We start from the raw sequence: 19264 nt of genomic DNA on the forward strand, positions 1-19264 counted from the left end.
GAATTTATCAGTGTCTTTTCTGTTTTTGTATTGAATGCAAAGAGTGAATGTGAAATGATATGAAAGAGAAAGGGGAGAGAAGATGAACATACTCACGTTTTACATATCGAAAGGTGGGTCAGGCAAGACGACCTGTTCTTTGAATATGGCTTACGCATTGGGTGAGCTGGGACAACGAGTCCTCATCATTGATTTGGATCCCCAAGGCTCGCTCAGCAAGCTGATGTTAAAAGAATCCGACACGATCAAATACATGACGATGTTTGACGTACATACACGTAATCTTGATATCAGAGAAGTCCTGTTTGATGATGAAACGTATCATGTGAGTCTTCTCCCTTCGAATGAACGAAATGCCCGGTTGATCAACCTAATCTCCGAGCAAGACAAGCTCTTTCTATTAAAGGACATGATTGCACCGCTAGAAGAGGAGTTTGATTGGATCATCTTAGATTCAGTCCCATCGATCAACGAACTTTCGAAAGTCGTGCTTTCGACATCAAATATGACGGTCATCCCGTTCATGCCGAAGAAGCTCGTTTTCGACCAACTTGCGAGTACGGTTCGAACCGTTCAAAAAGTGAAAAAGTTCTACAACCCAGACCTCGTCATCACAGGTATTCTTCCTGTCGCGATGGATGCATCTTTAAAGGCAGACAAGGAGTACTATGAAGCAATGGCAACCATCGCGAAGGAAGAGGGGTTAAACATTCTTCCGATGATCAAGCGCTCCACATTCATCGAGAAAGCTGCCGATAGTGGAAAGAGTGTCATCCAGTACCGCTCCAAGGAATCGAAGGTACTTGCTGAACCGTTTCGACTATTGGCTAAGCAAGTCGTTGAACAGGCAGGTGAAACATCATGAAAGCACGGAATCGTAACATTCATAAAATCAAGCCGAGTGAGCAGCACCCGTATCAAAGTGGTTTGACGAATATCAGCGCGCTCGTCCAAAAACTTCCGGTCTCTAAAGAAGTCGAGGACCTTGTTCATGAAATCAATGAGCTTTCAAAAGTTCAAACGATTTCTGTATTTGAGATCGGGAAGCGGCTCGTCATCGCTCGTTCTGAGATGCATGACAAAAAAGAATGGATGGGGTTCCTCGAAGCCGTGTCCATGTCGAGTTCTCTTGCCTCTCGGTACGTCAAAGCCTATGAGACGTTACATCCACTCGAATCATCACTTGCGAGCTTACCGGCTTCCAAACTGTTTGAACTGATGTATCTCGACAACGTCGAAGAGGTAGTCGAACAGGGACTCTATATTGATGGAGAGTCACGAAGCGTCGACGAGTTGACGGTCAAACAAATCCGTGAGGCCCGTAAGACCCGTGAGCCTGTGCAACAGGTCAAAGTCAGCCCGTTTCAAAAAACAAAGAAACCATCTGCCGTCCTTTCGGCACGAATCCCGTCCGACCTGTCCGATCAGTTCCAACAGTATGCACATGCCCAAAACCGGAGTGTGAGTGAACTGTTGACGGAAATCATCGAGCGGACCGTGAACGACAATATCATCGACGTCACAGACGAGAAGCGAGGAGACGAATCATGAAGAAAATCGCATTGTACAATCGAAAGGGCGGCGTCGGGAAATCGACGACAACCATCAACTTGGCGCATGTCTATGCACGCGACGGATTACGTGTCCTCGTCATCGACGCGGACGACCAGGCCTCTTCGACGAACGGGCTTGGTCTGACAAACGATTATGAAGGAAAAGTCTTACTCGATTGTCTACTAGAAGAGAATGACCCATTCTACACACCAATCGAACAGGTCATAGTGACATGCGAGTATGAGACGGGAACGGTCTATCTTGTCCCGACGAGACGTTCGGCCTCACCGAGTGACCTGACGAGCCAGATCGGGTATGAGTATCGCCTCAGCGAAGAACTCGCCAAGATTGATGAGCTGTTTGACATCTGTCTCATCGATTGCCCAGGATCGACTTCTGCTCTTAACCCCTATGCCCGTTGCGCACTCGTCGCACAGGATCGCATCGTGATGCCTGTACAGATGCAGAAGTTCTCAATGGACGCCGTCTACTCGGCTCCAGAAGAGCTTGAAGAGATGAAGCGATTCCGGGAAGACATCCATATCGCTGCCTTCATCCCGACGATGGTGAGTGCTCGCTCGAAAGGGGATGTCACGACAGTCGAAGAACTTGAAGAACTTGGGAAAGAAGTCGGTATTCCGGTTTTGACGACGATTCCTTATGCGGTGAAGGTTCAGACGTTGCAGCGAGAGTCTCGTCCTGTCATTGATCACAAGAGCCCGGCAACCGATGCCTATTTACAACTTGCTGAGGAGGTATTGTCGTTATGACACGCAACCGAAAGAAACATACACCGAAGATTTCTACATTCAGTGCCAACCTTCCGGTGAATCAGAATCAACAAACGACGGATAGCCGTACGGAACAAGTCGATGCCGTGAAAGAATTCTCGGCGACGACGACCGTGTCGAACCCTTATCAGGCCCTGCCGGCGACGGGGTTGTCACGTATCATCACCAAGAAGCTCCCTGAGGATATGGAGGGAATCGTTCAATATTACAACCACATCGATGCGATTCAAGCGACTAGCTTTGTCGAAAAGTGTCGTATACTTGCACACGCAAATAGTCTGTTCCGTGATCCTGAGACGAAGAAAGAGTTCAAACAAGAAGAAGGCAATTGGAAAGACTTCTTAGCCAAAATTGGCATGTCACATTCTCAAGTGAATCGATTTGTCTCATTTTGGAATACGTTTGGTCCGAACATCTTAGAGAAGACGCTCGAGCAAGATTTCAGTGCAACGAAGCTTGCTGAGTTGTTGTCGTGGCCAGAAGATCCGAAGCTCGCGCTACTCGAGAATAAGAAGTACTACACAGCTTCAGGAGACAAGACGGTGTACGAGATGACACGTGAAGAACTCCGTGAAGTGAAACGGATGTTGATCGAACGTCAGGAACAACGCGTGCTCGAAGTCGAAACTAAATCTGTGAAACCCATGCGTGTACAGATTCGCTTTGCTGATCTGACAGATCCTTTATACGTCGGATTAACGCAAGCCGCGCAAAAAGAACATGTGTCAGAAGATGAGATTATCCGGCGGGCTCTCAGTGCCTATTTAAATACGAATTAAGTTGAGAGAAGCGAAATACATCATGGCCCACTAAGATTCTTAACATACCGAATCAGAGTGGGTCATTTTCATCAGGAGGGACATACATGACTTACTCTAATCAATACAAGGACGTGGAAAGTATCATCGATACCTTGCTCGTGCTTGATACGTTTTGCGCCTCAAGAAACATCGAAGTCGAGTTTGTTGTGGTTGGCGCCTCGGGGATCCTTCTCTTCATTGAAATGATGAATAAAGATGCCGAGTATCGTCCGACGCGAGATATTGACATTCGCGTGACGGAGGGCGTTGTGACACCTGAATTAAAAGAGGCACTTCATGAATATGAAATTGAAATTGTCGAAGGGGTCATTCAGTTCCCACCCCGTGAAGACTTTAGAGAAAATGAATTCCGTCATAAGATCGAAGGTCTATTCGAGGCGATTGATGTGTATGTCCCTGACATTGAACTATTAGCATGTACCAAGATCTTCTCCTCTCGCCAAAAGGACTTAGAGGATCTCGAAAAGACGAATCTATTGGAACTTTGCGATAAAGACAAACTTCTCGAACTTGTAGAGGAATATAAAGCGAACATGACGTGGGACGATCCATTTTGTAACGTGCACGACTTGAGTCGAATTTTTCAGGAAAAGGGTATATAATAAATCAAAAGAAGAGTAGAGGAGGGTGACCGATGACGGACAGTAATCATGTACGTCTGCAAAGCGAGCTAGCGGATGAACTGAATCGTATGCAGGCAGGTGGGACAAGCTATCGCTTAGAGACGGCTCAATTGGCTCTGGCATTAAGTCGTCATGTATCGGTCCCTGAATCGCTACGTGACCGAGAAATGGCTCGCCAGTATGTTCGATCTTCACTGCTTGATTTACAGGACGACCGGGCGGAGGATGTGGCTAAAATGCTTAGTATGGCAGCACGGCGCGCCTACAACACTCCTGAAAGTACGTTCTCGGTAGATATGAAAGTGAAATTAGAAGAAAAGCGTAATCGATTCAAGAAGCGTGGATTGCGGGTGAAATCTTAATTGGACCAAGTCGAGTCATTTTTATACTCTCATGAGGTTATGATTCTACGTATAAATGGAGCTTTTTTGGTCAAATCATGGAACATGTATCAGGCGATTTCTTCAAACCGTTAAATCCTTACTTTGTAATAAATATAAGGGTACTAGATTCAGTCACTGGTTGACTCAATCTAGTACCCTTTTCGTATCATTGTTTATTTTGTTGGGTGTTCCGCTCCCGCAGGACCGCGAGCTCGACCTGTTCCTGTAACCGGTTCTCGAACGCCTCTTTTTCACGACGGAGGAGCTGTACTTCTAAGTGAAGTTTTTGGTTCTCCTCTTCGAGTTGGTCGTTTCGTCGCGTTCGTGCCTTCAAATCGTCAAGCGTGTCCATCAGGTTCTGGTTTTGACGATTGAGCTGGCTGCGCTCTAGCTCGAGCTTCTTGACGTCTTCTTCTAAATTAAAGACCAACTTCTTCTGGGCCTTTAGTTCTTCTTTGAAAGAAGCACGTTCGGTCTCGAGGGCGTCCTGAGCGTTCTGTTTCTCGGCGAATAGGAGCTCCACTTGATGTTGAAGTGGAAGTAATTCCTGTTCGTGGGCCGCGACTTGACGCTCATAGTCCTCTTTGAGCTGTTCTGACTCTATGATGATACTTTGCTCAAGGTCATGAATCGTCTTTTGATAGCGTGAACGGATCCGTTCGTGTTCCTTTGTCCGAAGCTCTAGCCGCGTGGCACGTTCATTGAAGAGGGCCAGCACCTGATTCAATGCCGCCTGGAGAGCGTCGTTCTCCTCACTGATCAATGGATCTGGAACCTGTTTATCAGCCAAGGCGATCAGTTCTTCAAATAATTGATTCGTCGACAGCTGCCGCTGTTCCGACAACCGCTGGATGTGTTCCTTTACCTCTTGTGAGACTCGAAAAGAGGTCACTTTGGTTTCATTAGACTGCACAGCATTCACCACTTTACCATTTGATAGATTTCTCATTTGAACGCATGTTGACTCGCATTCATCTCACTTCCATTTTCGCGTATTTACTACGTAAACACAAGACGAGGCATCGCTGACAAGCCTAATCCATTTCGACGTCGAAATGTATACAGTCGAATGAGTGCGGGTTGTCCGGTTTTGTATTGAAGCTGTTCTTCTCATCCATCAAAACCTATGAATCTTCTTTCAAGTCGAACTCGTAAGTATATTAAAGTGAGTACGAGCGCGCTCTCGTAATCAAAAAAGGATGGGGTGTGTCATTGTGAATAAACTTAAATTCTTCTCTACTCTATTTACCACGGTATTTATCATGTTCAGCGTATTCTTTGCTCTGACGACAGAATTAAATGTCTTTTTGGGTGGAGCGTTGGTAGGGATGAGTGTACTCATCAGTGGCCATCTGGCAGAACGATTGTTTAAGCGCTTCGAACATGAGATGGTCTCTCCTCCGACAGTCATTTTCTCATACGTGCTCCTGTTGGTCGTCGCTACCTATTTTATCGGACTATACTCATAAATGCAGAAGTAACAGTTAGCCAAGCGCAAGGGTGTCCACGGCGACGTGGAATCTGAAGGAAGCGGGCGGCAAACCTCCGGTCTGAGGAACACGAACTTCATAGAAGGCTATGTGCGATTGGGTGAGCCTGCCAAACAAGGCAAAGCCCTTTCTGCCGAAGGTCGCATGCAGTAAATGAAGCAGATAGGGGGAGGGAAAGATTGCGTTCTTACCCGGGGAGGTCTGGTTGGAGCGCCAAGTACCCTTGGTAACCTGCCCAGTGATGGGCAGCTGAACAACCAGAAGTCAGCAGAAGCCATAGTACCATCTGGTCTCGAGACGGATGGGAAGGGCTGAACAATTAAGAGAGAACAACATCTTGGCAGGCAGTTTCTGCGTTGAACACAGACAACCCGTTAGGGCTTACTTGACTGGAGGACGTGGTGAATTCCACTGGGGACATCAAGAGGGTGGAGCAGAAACTGGATAAAGAAGAACCGTTGTTCACGGAAAGAGGCATAACGAATGTTAATGGAACAGATTCTCTCACGGGAAAATTTAATACGTGCCCTGAACCGGGTGCTTCGGAATAAAGGAAGCCATGGTGTCGATGAAATGCCCGTACAAAACCTGCGAGCGCATGTCATCGAACACTGGGATACCATGAAAATGGAACTTCTGTCGGGAACCTATCAGCCACAGCTGGTCCGCAGGGTCGAAATCCCGAAACCTGACGGCGGTGTGCGACTGCTTGGCATCCCTACCGTGATGGATCGTTTCATTCAACAGGCGATTGCCCAAGTGTTGTCGTCTATCTATGACCCCACTTTCTCTGACCACAGTTACGGGTTCCGCCCAAATCGGAGTGCCCACGGGGCGGTCAAGAAAGCGAAAGGCTATATCGAAGATGGCAACCGCTGGGTAGTCGATATCGACTTGGAGAAATTCTTCGACCGGGTGAACCATGACAAGCTCATGGGGCTTCTGGCGAAGCGAATCCGAGGACAAGCACCTGCTTCAGCTCATCCACAAGTATCTGAAGACCGGCATCTTGATAAACGGAGTCGTTATGAACAGTGAGGAAGGCACTCCGCAAGGAGGTCCTCTCAGCCCGCTGCTCTCGAACATTGTCCTGGATGAACTGGACAAGGAGCTCGAAAAGCGTGGTCACTCGTTTGTCCGCTACGCCGATGACTGCAACATCTACGTGAAAACACCGAAAGCAGGCAACCGGGTCATGAAGTCGGTGACTTCATTTATAGAAGGAAAGCTGAAGTTGAAAGTGAATACCAGCAAATCAGCTGTAGACCGACCATGGAAGCGTAAATTCCTTGGCTTCAGCTTTACTTCCCATAAAGAACCGAAGGTGCGGATTGCGAAAGCGAGCCTAAACCGGATGAAAGACAAAGTTCGGGACATCACCTCACGAAGTAAACCGTATTCAATGGAAAAGCGAATTGAAAAGCTGAACCAGTACCTGACGGGTTGGTGCGGTTATTTTGCGTTGGCGGATACGCCAAGCGTATTCAAAGACCTAGAATCGTGGACTCGAAGAAGGCTCCGCATGTGCATGTGGAAAGATTGGAAGAAGCCGAGCACGAAAGTGAGAAAACTCATCGGAATGAGCCTCCCGAAAGGGAAGGCTTATGAATGGGGTAACTCGCGAAAGAGTTACTGGCGAATTTCAAATAGTCCGGTATTGCATAGAGCCCTCGGAAACTCCTACTGGAGTTCCCAAGGGCTCAAAAGTTTGATAGCACGTTATGAAACTTTGCGTCATATATCTTAATTGAACCGCCGTATACCGAACGGTACGTACGGTGGTGTGAGAGGTCGGGAGTTAATCGCTCCCTCCTACTCGATCCGAATTTACCGGTTCGCTTGCTCTTGTAAGAATGCATCGAGCGAGTGCTATCATTTTAGATCTGCGGTAGTTTATCAACTTAAAAATAATCAAAATAGCATACCCTTTAGCAGATTGGTTCTTTTAGGGATTCCGCCCCTTTTAACGGTAGAATTTTTTCATAGAGTTAAAGTTTCAAACATAAAAAGATGATTTTCCGGAAGGATCCAGATTCCAGATAATTGTTTATCGACAATTAAAATCTATTGGAGAAGGCGTCAATGAGCATGGAGGCTGCAATGTATTCAAAAAAGCCCGCTGGAAAACTTTCTTTTTCCAACAGGCCTTTCAGTCTGATTACGTGATGTTCTAACAAGCTTCTACATACTTATTGTTTCTGGTTATTTTACTTGCCACTCGGTGTGGAAGAAACCTTCTTTGTCTACACGCTGGTACGTATGGGCACCAAAGTAATCCCGCTGTGCCTGGATTAAATTGGCTGGCAATGTCTCAGAGCGATAGCTGTCATAGTAAGCCAATGCGCTAGAAAAAGCGGGCGCCGGAATTCCTTGCTGAATGGCCAGCGTCAGCACTTTTCGTAGAGAATGCTGATACTCCCCTATAATCTCCTGGAAATATGGATCAATTAATAAGTTAGGCAGTTCGGGATTGCCGTCAAATGCTTCTTTGATCTTTTGCAGGAATTGCGCCCGGATGATGCATCCTCCACGGAAGATCATGGCAACGTCCCCGTAAGGAATATTCCAGCCATACTCTTCAGATGCCGCACGCATTTGGGCAAAACCTTGGGCATACGAGCAAATCTTACTCATGTATAAGGCTTTGCGGATGGCTTCAATCATTTCTTGGGAGTCGCCTGCCTGTTTTTTCGGTTCAGGGCCTTGCAGAATTTTGCTTGCCGCGACCCGTTCTTCCTTGACCGAGGAAATAAACCTTGCGAAAACGGACTCTGTGACGATTGGAAGGGAAACACCTAAATCCAACGCGTTTTGGCTTGTCCATTTCCCAGTCCCTTTCTGTCCGGCCACATCCAAAATCTGATCAACAAGCGGCTTCCCGGTATCTTCATCCCGCTTGTTCAAAATATCGGCGGTAATTTCGACAAGGTAACTGTCAAGCTCCCCTTTGTTCCAATCCGAGAATATAGTGGACATTTCTAGGACAGAAAGGCCAAGCGCGTGTTTCATGATGAAATAGGCTTCGGATATCAATTGCATATCGCCGTATTCAATGCCATTATGAACCATTTTTACATAATGGCCAGCTCCATCAGGGCCCATATAGGCACTGCAAGGAGTGTCATCTACTTTTGCCGAAATTGCTTCCAGAATAGGTTTGACTTGTTCATATGCTTCTTTCGGTCCACCGGGCATGATGGAAGGACCGTTGCGGGCACCTTCTTCTCCGCCGGAAATTCCGGCGCCTAGAAAGTGCAAGCCTGCTTCTTGTAATTTTGCTGTTCGCCTATTCGTGTCTTCAAAAAACGAATTTCCTCCGTCTAATAGAATGTCCCCTGATTGAAGGTGGGGAAGGAGGGATTCAATGACCGAATCCGTCGTGTCTCCAGATTTCACCATCAACAAGATTTTGCGGGGGGTTTCCAATGAAAGGACAAACTCTTCAACACTGTATGCTCCCAAAATCTTTTTTCCTTGTGCTTCTTTTTCAGCTAATTCGTCGATTCGGTCTGTCCAATAATCATAGACAGATACAGAATAACCTTTACTCTCCATGTTCAGGGCTAAGTTTTTTCCCATTACCCCTAAACCGATGACTCCAATTTGCTGCTTCATTGTATTTTCACCTCATCGTTTTGTGAGTTGCCAGACGGCAACAGCCGATTTTCCAGCTTTTCTCTTTCTTTTTCAAATCCTTCTTTGCCAAGCAATGCAAACATATTGGTTTTATATGCCTCTACTCCTGGTTGGTCAAATGGATTGACACCGAGTAAAGTGCCGCTGATCGCGCAGGCTTTTTCGAAGAAATAAATCATTTCGCCAAAGGTGAATTCATTGAGTTCGTCTAGCTCAATGACCAGATTCGGCACACCTCCATCGACATGAGCAAGGGAAGTTCCAAGTGCCGCTTTTTTGTTCACTTCATCCATTGTTTTTCCTGCTAAGAAGTTCAACCCATCCATATTGGCTGGATCTTCTTGTATGACAAGGTCGAGGGAAGGTTTCTTCACTTGCAAAACTGTTTCAAAGAATAGACGGTGCCCTTCCTGCACATACTGCCCCATTGAATGTAAATCAGTGGAGAAATTGACAGAAGCGGGGAAGAGTCCTTTTTCATCTTTCCCTTCACTTTCCCCGAAAAGTTGTTTCCACCATTCTGCTGTAGAAAGCAGGCCAGGCTCGTAGCTTACAAACAGTTCAATCGATTTTCCTTTATTATAAAAAATATTCCTTACTGCAGCATATTGGTAGCTTTCGTTTGCAGCGAGTACGGGATTGTTGTATTCGTGGTAAGCAGCTTTTGCCCCCTGCATCACTTGGTCGATATTAAGCCCGGCTACAGCCATCGGAAGTAAACCGACTGGAGTCAAAACGGAGTATCGTCCTCCGATATTATCAGGAATGACAAATGTTTCGTATCCTTCTTCAACTGCAAGATTCCGAAGCGCACCTTTGCTCCGGTCGGTTGTGACATAAATTCGATTTCTAGCTTCTTCTTTTCCATACTTTTTTTCCAAAAGGGTACGGAAGATCCGGAAGGCTAAAGCGGGTTCAGTGGTTGTGCCGGACTTGGAGATCACATTGATGGAAATGTCTTTCCCTTCCAGTAGCTGAAGCAAATGTGTGATATAAGTTGGGCTAATGTTATGTCCAGCAAAATAAACTTCCGTATTCCCTTTAACTTGGTTATGGAATGTATGTGATAAGGCTTCTATTGCTGCCTTGGAGCCTAGATAAGAGCCGCCGATGCCAATCACAATCAGCGCATCTGACTGTTGCTGAATTCTTTCGGCAGCCAGTTTCACCTGGAGAAACTCTTCTTTATCATAGTTAATCGGCCAGTCGATCCACCCCAAGTAGTCAGAACCCGGTCCTGTCTGCTGGTGAAGTTGGTTATGCGCTTGTTTGACAAATTCGCTAATATTTTCAAACTCGCTATTCGTTATAAACGATAATACATTGGTGAAATCAAACGAAACGGGCATGTAATCTCTCTCCTTTTGAATGAACTATTTTTTACCACCACTTCGATTGATCCGTCAGCAATAACTCATTTGCCATTTCTGGACCTGTTGAACCGGCTGGATAAGAATATAAAGGCAATAACTCCTCTTGGTAAGCTTCTAATAGTGGTTGAATCCACTTCCATGATAGTTCCACTTCTCTCCAATCGGCAAAGAACGTTGAATCGCCGCACAGTGCATCATAGAGCAGAAGTTCATATGCTTCCGGCTGATTTTCTGAGCTGGTTGAGAAATCAATCCAAACAGGTTTGTATCCAGTGCTGGATGGATCTTTTAAATTTACGCGCAACGAAATGCTTTCATTTGGACTAATTTCAAGAATCATTAAATTTGGAGAGCTTCCTAACTGTGTATTTAAATCCATCACCTTGTTCTCGAATTCAATGACAATTTGTGTCGACTTCTGATTCATCCGTTTTCCTGTTCGTATATAAAAGGGGATTCCATTCCATGAGGGGTGTTCGATAGAAAGGCGAGCTGCAAAAAAAGTATCATTCGTTGAGGAATCATTAACCCCCGGCTCCTCTTTGTAGCCAATGACGGGGTTGCCCTGAACCTCTCCCGGACCATACTGGCCGCGGACAACGCTTTGGTATGCTTTTTCTTTCCGGATGGGTTGGAGAGAGGCAATAATGTCTGTCTTTTTCACCCGGCCCTTATTTTCCATGAAGTTATCCGAAAGATAGACAGCTGTCATTGTGACCAACTGAAGAAGGTGGTTTTGAACCATATCCCGGATGGCTCCTGCCTTATCATAATAATCAGCCCGGTTTTCTACACCTACAGTCTCACTTGCTGTAATTTGGACATTTGAAATTTGTTTATGATTCAACAAAGATTCCAAGATCGGATTCGCCAAGATCAAGGTTCTTAGTTTTTGTACCATAGGTTTCCCTAGGTAGTGATCAATTCGGTAGATCTCCTCTTCACGGAAAACGTTGCTCAAATTCTCATTTAATTTTCTGGCTGTTTTTAGGCTGTTTCCAAACGGTTTTTCAACAATGAGGCGTTTCCACCCGTTGTTTTGACTGATTCCGCTTTTACTAAGGTGGGACGTGATAATATCAATTAAGCTGGGGGCCACAGACAAGTAAAACAGCCGATTTTGAGGAATACCCAACTCGTTTTCCCTGTTTTCAATAAGTTCGCGCAGTTTGTAGTAAGACTCTTTTTCTGTCGCATCAAAGCTGCAATACCGAAATTTCTCTAAAAAAGCTGGCAAAGATGAAGCGTGAATGGACCTTCTGGAATATGCGTAAAGTGCTTTTTCCACTTTATACTGAAAGGTTTCATCCGAACAATAGTCTCTGCCGGTACTGACAACGGAGATGGTTTCAGGTAACTTCCCGTCCAGGTATAGATTGTACAGAGCAGGAAATAACTTGCGTTGTGCTAAATCTCCTGTTGCTCCGAACAAGACAAATGTCATGTTTTGCAGGGGCCGTTCTTGTTTAAATTCAAATAAATCATTTTGAAAATTAAATTCTTCAAGCAGATTCTCGGTGTGCATATGTTAAAACCTCCTACTCTTAAAATCATGTGTCTCTGGCATGACTGATAATCGCAACAGGTTTTAGTATAATGACTCAAAGTTTTTTATGTAAGTAAGCACTTTATAAACATATACTTACAAAAAGTATACTGTAGCAAGGGAAAGAGGAGGAAATTCACCAGGGATCCGGTTCTTAAAAACTTATCTGATATACAAAATATCTCTATCATGAAATATTTTTTAGAAGTTAAGGAATTTAGGATTTTTTGAGGGAGAAATAACAAAGGTTAAATCCCATTATCGAAAGTAATCTATTGCAAAAAAGTTACAATAGCTCATTCGGATAAGAAACAAGTAATTGATTTTCAAACTGGATAAGTCGTGTTGAGTGTTTAGTGAAAAGGAAAAAGTAATTGGATTATCTTAAAGCGGTCTTAATAGAACTATAAAGTTAATCAGATACATTAAGAAATAAATGCATATATATGAAATTAAACAGATTACCATTGTGATAGCCGCCGACAGTATACTTTTTGTCAGTATGTGAAATTAAAGTGCGTACTTCACAACAATGCTTGTAGGTTTTACACTAAGTCAGAATCAAAAATACGACAACAAGGAGAATGACACATGAAATTACAATTAGCTTTAGACTTAGTAAACATTCCACAAGCAATCGAAGTGGTTAAAGAAGTAGAGGCGTTTATCGACATCGTTGAAATCGGGACGCCAGTCATCAATAAAGAAGGTCTTAAAGCTGTCGCAGAAATAAAAGCAGCTTTCCCTAACCTGGAAGTTCTTGCAGATGTGAAAATTATGGACGCTGCAGCTTATGAAGTATCAAATGCTGCTGCTGCAGGAGCAGATATTGTTACGATTCTTGCTCAGGCAGAAGACTCATCCATCAAGGGCGCAGTTGAAGAAGCGAAAAAACAAGGTAAGAAAATCCTGGTGGATATGATCGCCGTAAAAGATATCAAAACACGGGCCGCAGAGCTTGATGAACTTGGCGCGGATTATATCTGTGTCCACACAGGCTACGATCTGCAAGCGGAAGGGAAAGATTCGTTCGAAGATCTTCGTACAATCAAAAGCGTCGTAAAAAATGCCAAAACTGCTATTGCAGGCGGCATCAAACTGGAGACATTGCCGGAAGTCATTAAAGCACAACCGGATTTAATCATTGTCGGCGGTGGAATTACAAGCAAAGAGAACAAGGGCGCGGAAGCGGAAAAAATTCAAAAGATGATGAAAGAAAGTGTCACGGCGTAATATGAACACGGCGGGCTATACAGACGAAATACTGGCTGAATTGAAGCGGACCACTGCTCTCATTGATGATGAGGAAGCCGAAAAGGCAGTGGACGGCATCCTGCGTGCAAAGAAAATATTTGTGGCAGGCGGGGGCCGATCCGGCTTTATGGCTAAGGCATTTGTGATGCGTATGATGCACGTAGGCCTGGATGCGTATGTGGTTGGAGAAACGGTGACACCGAACCTGGAAGTCGATGATATTTTCATTGTCGGTTCTGGTTCCGGGGAGACCCAAAGCCTCGCAGCCATGACGAAGAAAGCCAAAAGCATCGGTGCAACCATAGTGGCTGTTACTACAAACCCTGAGTCTACAATAGGCAAACTGGCGGATATTCGAATTGAAATACCGGCACAAGCAAAAGGGGAGGGCACTAGTGGCAAATCGATTCAACCGATGGGATCATTGTTTGAACAGTCGCTTCTTGTGTTTTATGACGCGGTGATTTTGAGATTCATGGATAAAAAGGGACTCAAATCCGATGTCATGTATGGCAGACATGCGAATTTAGAATAGAACAACGAATAAGCTTGAGTTTAAGATTTTTTAAGCTCAAGCTTATTTCTAATTGTTTATCAAGCTTGAACTTTTTTGCACCAAAGTATTTTCATTGGACAACTGTATAAATGGCATGCGAAGGTGAAGGTATCATTGAAGACAATATTACTAATGGAGGGTTGGATTACATGAAAATGTATGATGTAACAGGGGCGATCTATGAAGGCATGACCGTTTACAAGGACAAACCGGAAAAACAGCCGAAAATCAATCAGCAGACAAACGGCTATGTTACGGAAACGCGGCTGGATCTGGATGTGCACACCGGAACGCATATCGATGCGCCGCTTCATATGAATGTGGATGGAGAGACATTCGAATCGCTTTCGCTGGACAGTCTTGTAGGGCCTTGTCAAGTTCTCGATTTGACGGCAGTAAAGAACGGAATTTCAAAAACGGACTTAGAAGGATTCAAGCTTCAAAAAGGAGATTTTATTTTATTAAAAACGAAAAACTCGTTTGAGGAAAAGTTTAATTTTGATTTTGTCTATCTGGCAAAAGATGGAGCAAGCTATCTTGCTGAGTTAGGGATTCGCGGGGTTGGAATAGATGCGCTTGGAATTGAAAGAAGCCAAGAAGGGCATCCGACGCATAAAACCTTATTTGCAAATGACATCATCATCATAGAGGGCCTGAGATTGAAGGAAGTGGAGCAAGGACAATACTTTATGGTTGCCGCGCCTTTGAAATTAGTAGGTACGGAGGCTTCACCTGCGCGAGTATTGTTGTTTGAAGGATTAAGTTGAATTTTTCTGTTTCAATCATTTTTCCATGAAAGATAAAACATAATTGTAAGGAGAGAGCCTATGTATAAATTGGTCGCGATCGATCTCGATGGGACATTGCTCACAGACGATTTAATGATTTCACCAAATACAGTAACCGCTATTAAAAAAGCGGTGGAAGCGGGGACAATTGTTACGATTGCTACGGGCCGCATGTTTTCCTCTGCGAAACTCATTGCCCTGCAGTTGGGTATAAATGTACCGCTCATCACTTATCAAGGTGCATTGATCAAGGATGTTAATGAAAAAGAAGTAATATATGAGCGCACTGTTCCTCCCGATATTGCACAAAAGTTAATCGAAATTTCTCGTGAGAAAAAATTACATCTACAAATATACCAAGATGATATTCTCTACAGTGCCGTAGAAAATGACAAGCTGATTGCTTATTCTGAAGCAGTTAAAGTGCCCTATCGGATAGAGCCCAATCTCATCAAGCTTGCCCAAAAAGGCGTGACAAAACTACTTTTTATCGAAGAACCAATCGTCCTCGATTACTTACAAAATGAATTGCAAACCTTATTCGGCAAGTATGCTCACATCGCAAAATCAAAAAAACACTACCTTGAAATCACCCATCCCGAGGCAAACAAAGGTAGTGCCCTATTATGCTTAGCGAAAAAACTTGGTATAGACCGTTCAGAAATAATCGGTATTGGTGACAACTATAATGACATCGAACTTATTGAGACAGCCGGTCTCGGTATAGCAATGGGAAATGCCGTAAAGGAAGTGAAAGCTATGGCTGATTATACGACCTTTACGAACAATGAAGAAGGGGTGCTTCACGTATTAGAAAAGTTTATTTTAGAGCCAGTGAATACTTCCAATTATATAGAAGAAAAAAATTCTGATTCGCTTCCGACGGCCTGATCAATTGAAGACCGTTTACTTGGAATCACTTGGATAGGACAGGCCGATTTCTTGGCGGACTTTATCCATTACGCACATGGTGGTATAGGAGTTTTCAAACGAATTAACAAGTGACTCCGTTTTCTTTTGGCTGATTAAATCGATAAACTCTTTCACTTCATAATACATAGCGGGCTGAGGTTGTCCTACTGTCACTGATTCAACAGTGCCATCGTTGTAATGAATGTCCACTTTTTCGGCTGAATGTATTTTATCAATCACCATAATTCCTTTTTCCCCTTGGATTTCGCTTGGTAAAGTGGAATTTGTGATTTTTGAATAAATGATAACCGCATCTTTGTCATCATATTTCAATAGGACACTTCCTTCGTCATCTATACCGCAATCCAGGATAAGACCTGTGGCCTTTATTTCTTTTGGTTCGCCGAACAGTAAAATGAGCGGGTATAAACAGTAGGTGCCCAGATCCATCAATGAACCGTTCGCAAAATTTGGATTAAATACATTTAATACTGTTCCTTTTTTGTATGCATCATAACGCGATGAGTACTGGCAATAGCTAGCAAAGTATCTGCGGATAGGGCCGATTTTGTGCAGATTATTTTGAATGGCCTTAAAGTTTGGAAGCAACGTAGATTTCATCGCTTCCATAAGCAGCACATTATGATCTTTCGCTTCTTGAATCATTTTCGCTGTTTCTGCTGCATTGGCAGCCATCGGTTTTTCACATAATACATGTTTGGAGTTTTTAAAAAACAAGACGACTTGGTCAGCATGGAATGAGTTGGGTGTGGCAATATAAACCGCATCGATTTCATCGCTGACTGCCATTTCTTCCAAGTCAGTAAAAATTTTAGTTATTCCTTATTGACTGGCAAATTCCTCTGCTCTTTCCAACGTTCGGGAATAAACGGCTGCTAATTTAAAATTCTCAATCTCTTTTGCCGCTTCAAGCAATATTTCTGTAATCCAATTAGTACCCACTATGCCGATTCGTATCATTTTTTATCCTCTTTTCTGTTTTTATTGCATTATCGCCCACAATTGCAAAGACATTATTCCAATGCTAAAAAAATTTACTAACCATTCTATATCTAGTACAATTAGTAAGTTACATTAATTATAGTACTGACTTTTTTATCACATAGTATCGAAAAGTATACGATAGAAGTATAACAAGGAAGGAAAGAAAATAGATGCCTAATTTAGGAGAGAAAGTTTTTAATTGTGAAAAAGAGCTGACACTTTCCATCATCGGAGGAAAGTGGAAAATGCTAGTGCTATGGCATTTAGGAAAAGAAGGAACTAAACGTTTTGGGGAATTAAAAAGTCTTATGCCAGGCATCACGCAACGGATGCTCGTGAATCAATTGCGTGAACTTGAAGATCATTTGATTGTCCACCGGGAAGTATACCCTGTGGTTCCGCCGAAAGTGGAGTACTCACTTACCGAACAAGGAAGAAGCCTTATTCCAATTCTTGATTCCATGTACGAATGGGGCAAAGAATACATCGAGCAAAACTTGGATCAGCAAATAGAAAACAACTAAGTTAGTAGGTATTTAAAAATAGCTGAATAAAATAAAGCGGATTTCAGTAAAATGAAATCCGCTCAGATTGTAGACAAAGTCACGTTTCAGGCGAACTGAAACGTGACTTTGTCTACAATCTGGAACACCATTCGGTCGAATGGTGTTTTTTTTATAAGACGGTTTGTCAAATTAAGCGCAACACTTCCTCGGTGAAGGCCTCGTGTGCGGTTTTCCAGTCCAGGCACTTTCTCGGTCGCCCGTTGATCTTGGCGAGCGCATCCGCGAGTTCGCCGTCACCGACCTGCGCGAAGTCCGTTCCTTTCGGGAAGAACTCGCGGAGGAGACCGTTGGCGTTCTCGTTGCTCCCTCGTTGCCAGGACGCGTACGGGTCGGCGAAATAGAGTGGCACGCCGAGCGACGTCCGAATACGCTCGTGACAGCTGAACTCTTTGCCTCGGTCCGTCGTCGCCGTCCTGAACGCGGCCACGGGGAGGGCGATGTAGAACCGGCTCTTCCGCTCGACGAACGTCGCGACGCATGCCTTCGACTTCCCACGTCCGGAGACCACGGTGTCGAGCTCCCAGTGCCCGAATGTCTTGCGTGCACGCACCTCTCTCGGGCGCTTGGCGATGGACAATCCGACATTGAATCGCCCCCGCGTCTCGACCGGCTTTTGACGCTTGCCCTTCTGGCGGAGCACGGATGTCGGCACGTCAATCCGTCCCAAGTAAATCCAGCGATAGATGGTCGAGAAGGCGATTTCCTCGTCGAAGAGACGACCGGCGATCTGTTCCGGCGACCAGGTCGCCCACAGTTTCTCGGTGATCGTCCGGCGAGTCGCCTCGTCGAGCTTCGTCTTGGCGCCGCAGTTTGCCTTCTTCTTCACGTAGCGCTGCTGGGCACGTCCCGATTCGTAGCCGGGGTTCCGTCTGACCTCCCGCGAGACGGTCGAGGGATGACGCCCGAGCCGTCTCACGATGGACCGGATGGACATCCCGAGCTCCAGATAGGTCTCTATTTTCACGCGTTCCGTTGTGGTAAGATGGGTGTAGCTCATGAGATTTCCTCCGTCTGAATGTGTGTTGTGGTGACTTCATTCTACACGAGGAAAGCGTCATGGGCTTTTTTGTGTTCACGTTCAGATGTTGCACTTAATTTTATAATTCATCAAGGATAAAAAAACAGCCTGGTGTGGTTTTAGGGAGGGGGAAAAATAAGAAGAGCAATTCCTATAAATCAGAGCTCATTTAAAATATCATACAAGCTAATAGGTATCTTATAATTAAAACATCTAGTACGAAACACTCGTAAGACAAGGTTTACTTCCTGCACAACCTCTGTAGACAGTAGATACCAGGCTTTACATAAAAATTAGGATTTGTTATAGTGGTCGTGAAAACAAAATACCTAAATACACTAGGGGAGCCGAATTGGCTGAGACGGACAAGAGTCCGGACCCTTTGAACCTGATCTGGGTCATACCAGCGGAGGGAAGTGTGCGAACCTTTTATACTTTCTATTTAACTGGTCTTTCGCCGCCTCCTATCTTCAGGAGGCGGTTTTTTGCGTTCAAGAAAGGGGTAATAGGCATGGATCATTGTACAACAGTTTAAAAAAGCAACCGAGTGCGGAGGGATACTCATGCAACTCTCTGTTCGTGAAAGAGCGCCAATTGTACATTGTATTACAAATCAGATCTTTGCAAATTTTCAAGCTAATGGATTGCTCGCTGTAGGTTGCTCATTTGCAGGACTACTGTACAAGTATACACAGAGGAGAATAATGGCAGCCGGTAGTGAGGTGATTGGAACAGGACTGCTGGCTTCATTAGTGGAGCTCTACTCGCCTGGGTTTTAGGGAAAAGGTTTGAACGACATTCTTTATCGGTTCTACCTAAACAGTAAACCGATAGTACTATTCAGAAAGACATTCATTTAAAGTTGGTACGGAAGAATTAGATTTATTGGAAAGACTAAAGGCAGTGCAGGGGTAATATCTTTCACTTTTTGATTTGTACTTGCGATTG

18 protein-coding genes, 2 pseudogenes and 1 riboswitch are annotated in these 19264 nt (G+C 44.5%); of the genes and pseudogenes, 14 read left to right on the plus strand and 6 right to left on the minus strand.

Features of this window, described 5'->3' with window-relative positions; genetic code table 11:
* Nucleotides 1-82 precede the first annotated feature (82 nt).
* The 6 genes from KNO70_RS14630 (at nt 83) to KNO70_RS14655 (ending at nt 4151) form a co-directional block, all read left to right on the plus strand.
* Nucleotides 83-865 (plus strand): ParA family protein, encoded by a 783-nt coding sequence (locus tag KNO70_RS14630; RefSeq protein WP_214758471.1) that lies wholly within the window; start codon nt 83-85, stop codon nt 863-865.
* Complete coding sequence (locus KNO70_RS14635; protein WP_214758469.1) at nt 862-1551, plus strand: hypothetical protein; 690 nt, start codon at nt 862-864, stop codon at nt 1549-1551. The genes KNO70_RS14630 and KNO70_RS14635 overlap by 4 nt, the downstream gene beginning before the upstream one ends.
* Nucleotides 1548-2324: a ParA family protein gene (locus tag KNO70_RS14640; protein ID WP_214758468.1), complete on the plus strand. Its 777-nt coding sequence runs from the start codon at nt 1548-1550 to the stop codon at nt 2322-2324. Before KNO70_RS14635 ends, KNO70_RS14640 begins: the two co-directional genes overlap by 4 nt.
* Complete coding sequence (locus tag KNO70_RS14645) at nt 2321-3124, plus strand: hypothetical protein (protein WP_214758466.1); 804 nt, start codon at nt 2321-2323, stop codon at nt 3122-3124. The genes KNO70_RS14640 and KNO70_RS14645 overlap by 4 nt, the downstream gene beginning before the upstream one ends.
* Nucleotides 3125-3210: 86 nt before the next feature.
* The gene (locus KNO70_RS14650) at nt 3211-3768 is read left to right on the plus strand and encodes a DUF6036 family nucleotidyltransferase (RefSeq protein WP_114167414.1); all 558 of its coding nucleotides are present in this window, start codon (nt 3211-3213) and stop codon (nt 3766-3768) included.
* 32 nt (nt 3769-3800) lie between these two features.
* A complete protein-coding gene (locus KNO70_RS14655) occupies nt 3801-4151 on the plus strand; it encodes a hypothetical protein (RefSeq protein ID WP_214758464.1) in 351 nt (116 codons plus the stop codon).
* 187 nt (nt 4152-4338) lie between these two features.
* On the opposite strand, the gene KNO70_RS14660 is transcribed toward KNO70_RS14655, so the two are convergent.
* Entirely contained in the window at nt 4339-5085 is a 747-nt protein-coding gene (locus KNO70_RS14660; protein ID WP_214758462.1) for a coiled-coil domain-containing protein, read from the minus strand.
* A 301-nt stretch (nt 5086-5386) separates the two neighbouring features.
* Here KNO70_RS14660 and KNO70_RS14665 point away from each other — a divergent pair, with 301 nt between their 5' ends.
* Nucleotides 5387-5641 carry a hypothetical protein gene (locus KNO70_RS14665; RefSeq protein ID WP_214758460.1) on the plus strand — a complete coding sequence of 85 codons (255 nt, stop codon included), beginning with the start codon at nt 5387-5389 and terminating at the stop codon, nt 5639-5641.
* Between the two features lie 504 nt (nt 5642-6145).
* A pseudogene (gene ltrA, locus KNO70_RS14670) lies at nt 6146-7409 on the plus strand (group II intron reverse transcriptase/maturase).
* Between the two features lie 455 nt (nt 7410-7864).
* On the opposite strand, the gene gndA reads toward ltrA, so the two are convergent.
* From gndA to zwf, 3 genes are read right to left on the minus strand one after another with little or no spacing between them, the layout of a single operon-like run.
* Nucleotides 7865-9277 (minus strand): NADP-dependent phosphogluconate dehydrogenase, encoded by a 1413-nt coding sequence (gndA, locus tag KNO70_RS14675; protein WP_214754979.1) that lies wholly within the window; start codon nt 9275-9277, stop codon nt 7865-7867.
* Nucleotides 9274-10647, minus strand: a complete 1374-nt coding sequence (locus KNO70_RS14680) for a glucose-6-phosphate isomerase (RefSeq protein WP_214758458.1) — start codon at nt 10645-10647, stop codon at nt 9274-9276. The genes gndA and KNO70_RS14680 overlap by 4 nt, the downstream gene beginning before the upstream one ends.
* A gap of 31 nt (nt 10648-10678) precedes the next feature.
* Nucleotides 10679-12196 (minus strand): glucose-6-phosphate dehydrogenase, encoded by a 1518-nt coding sequence (gene zwf, locus KNO70_RS14685; RefSeq protein ID WP_214758456.1) that lies wholly within the window; start codon nt 12194-12196, stop codon nt 10679-10681.
* A gap of 612 nt (nt 12197-12808) precedes the next feature.
* Here zwf and hxlA point away from each other — a divergent pair.
* The 4 genes from hxlA to KNO70_RS14705 all read left to right on the plus strand — a co-directional run bounded on the left by hxlA (nt 12809) and on the right by KNO70_RS14705 (nt 15706).
* A complete protein-coding gene (gene hxlA, locus KNO70_RS14690; protein WP_101190293.1) occupies nt 12809-13450 on the plus strand; it encodes a 3-hexulose-6-phosphate synthase in 642 nt (213 codons plus the stop codon).
* 1 nt (nt 13451) lies between these two features.
* Entirely contained in the window at nt 13452-14006 is a 555-nt protein-coding gene (gene hxlB, locus KNO70_RS14695) for a 6-phospho-3-hexuloisomerase (protein ID WP_101190294.1), read from the plus strand.
* Between the two features lie 170 nt (nt 14007-14176).
* Nucleotides 14177-14794 carry a cyclase family protein gene (locus KNO70_RS14700; RefSeq protein ID WP_101801553.1) on the plus strand — a complete coding sequence of 206 codons (618 nt, stop codon included), beginning with the start codon at nt 14177-14179 and terminating at the stop codon, nt 14792-14794.
* 60 nt (nt 14795-14854) lie between these two features.
* The gene (locus KNO70_RS14705) at nt 14855-15706 is read left to right on the plus strand and encodes a Cof-type HAD-IIB family hydrolase (RefSeq protein ID WP_101190296.1); all 852 of its coding nucleotides are present in this window, start codon (nt 14855-14857) and stop codon (nt 15704-15706) included.
* Between the two features lie 15 nt (nt 15707-15721).
* Here KNO70_RS14705 and KNO70_RS14710 read toward each other — a convergent pair.
* A pseudogene (locus KNO70_RS14710) lies at nt 15722-16708 on the minus strand (Gfo/Idh/MocA family protein).
* 194 nt (nt 16709-16902) lie between these two features.
* Between KNO70_RS14710 and KNO70_RS14715 the strand changes: the two are divergent.
* Complete coding sequence (locus KNO70_RS14715) at nt 16903-17256, plus strand: winged helix-turn-helix transcriptional regulator (RefSeq protein ID WP_101190298.1); 354 nt, start codon at nt 16903-16905, stop codon at nt 17254-17256.
* 166 nt (nt 17257-17422) lie between these two features.
* Here KNO70_RS14715 and KNO70_RS14720 read toward each other — a convergent pair whose 3' ends face one another.
* Entirely contained in the window at nt 17423-18295 is an 873-nt protein-coding gene (locus KNO70_RS14720) for an IS30 family transposase (protein ID WP_214758454.1), read from the minus strand.
* 351 nt (nt 18296-18646) lie between these two features.
* A riboswitch (TPP riboswitch) is annotated at nt 18647-18748 on the plus strand.
* Between the two features lie 131 nt (nt 18749-18879).
* Here KNO70_RS14720 and KNO70_RS14725 point away from each other — a divergent pair.
* Nucleotides 18880-19095 (plus strand): hydroxyethylthiazole kinase, encoded by a 216-nt coding sequence (locus KNO70_RS14725; protein ID WP_114167518.1) that lies wholly within the window; start codon nt 18880-18882, stop codon nt 19093-19095.
* Nucleotides 19096-19264 lie beyond the last annotated feature (169 nt).

The organism is Exiguobacterium sp. s181 (assembly GCF_018617125.1).
In the GTDB taxonomy this organism is placed as follows: Bacteria; Bacillota; Bacilli; order Exiguobacteriales; family Exiguobacteriaceae; genus Exiguobacterium; species Exiguobacterium profundum.

Bases quoted from the DNA above. Each gene is read 5' to 3' on its own strand.
- zwf (WP_214758456.1), bottom strand. From the start codon at position 12,196: ATGCACACCGAGAATCTGCTTGAAGAATTTAATTTTCAAAATGATTTA.
- KNO70_RS14705 (WP_101190296.1), top strand. From the start codon at position 14,855: ATGTATAAATTGGTCGCGATCGATCTCGATGGGACATTGCTCACAGAC.
- KNO70_RS14655 (WP_214758464.1), top strand. From the start codon at position 3,801: ATGACGGACAGTAATCATGTACGTCTGCAAAGCGAGCTAGCGGATGAA.
- KNO70_RS14640 (WP_214758468.1), top strand. From the start codon at position 1,548: ATGAAGAAAATCGCATTGTACAATCGAAAGGGCGGCGTCGGGAAATCG.
- KNO70_RS14725 (WP_114167518.1), top strand. From the start codon at position 18,880: ATGCAACTCTCTGTTCGTGAAAGAGCGCCAATTGTACATTGTATTACA.
- KNO70_RS14715 (WP_101190298.1), top strand. From the start codon at position 16,903: ATGCCTAATTTAGGAGAGAAAGTTTTTAATTGTGAAAAAGAGCTGACA.
- hxlA (WP_101190293.1), top strand. From the start codon at position 12,809: ATGAAATTACAATTAGCTTTAGACTTAGTAAACATTCCACAAGCAATC.
- KNO70_RS14720 (WP_214758454.1), bottom strand. From the start codon at position 18,295: ATGAGCTACACCCATCTTACCACAACGGAACGCGTGAAAATAGAGACC.
- KNO70_RS14700 (WP_101801553.1), top strand. From the start codon at position 14,177: ATGAAAATGTATGATGTAACAGGGGCGATCTATGAAGGCATGACCGTT.
- KNO70_RS14630 (WP_214758471.1), top strand. From the start codon at position 83: ATGAACATACTCACGTTTTACATATCGAAAGGTGGGTCAGGCAAGACG.
- KNO70_RS14645 (WP_214758466.1), top strand. From the start codon at position 2,321: ATGACACGCAACCGAAAGAAACATACACCGAAGATTTCTACATTCAGT.
- gndA (WP_214754979.1), bottom strand. From the start codon at position 9,277: ATGAAGCAGCAAATTGGAGTCATCGGTTTAGGGGTAATGGGAAAAAAC.
- KNO70_RS14680 (WP_214758458.1), bottom strand. From the start codon at position 10,647: ATGCCCGTTTCGTTTGATTTCACCAATGTATTATCGTTTATAACGAAT.
- KNO70_RS14635 (WP_214758469.1), top strand. From the start codon at position 862: ATGAAAGCACGGAATCGTAACATTCATAAAATCAAGCCGAGTGAGCAG.
- hxlB (WP_101190294.1), top strand. From the start codon at position 13,452: ATGAACACGGCGGGCTATACAGACGAAATACTGGCTGAATTGAAGCGG.
- KNO70_RS14650 (WP_114167414.1), top strand. From the start codon at position 3,211: ATGACTTACTCTAATCAATACAAGGACGTGGAAAGTATCATCGATACC.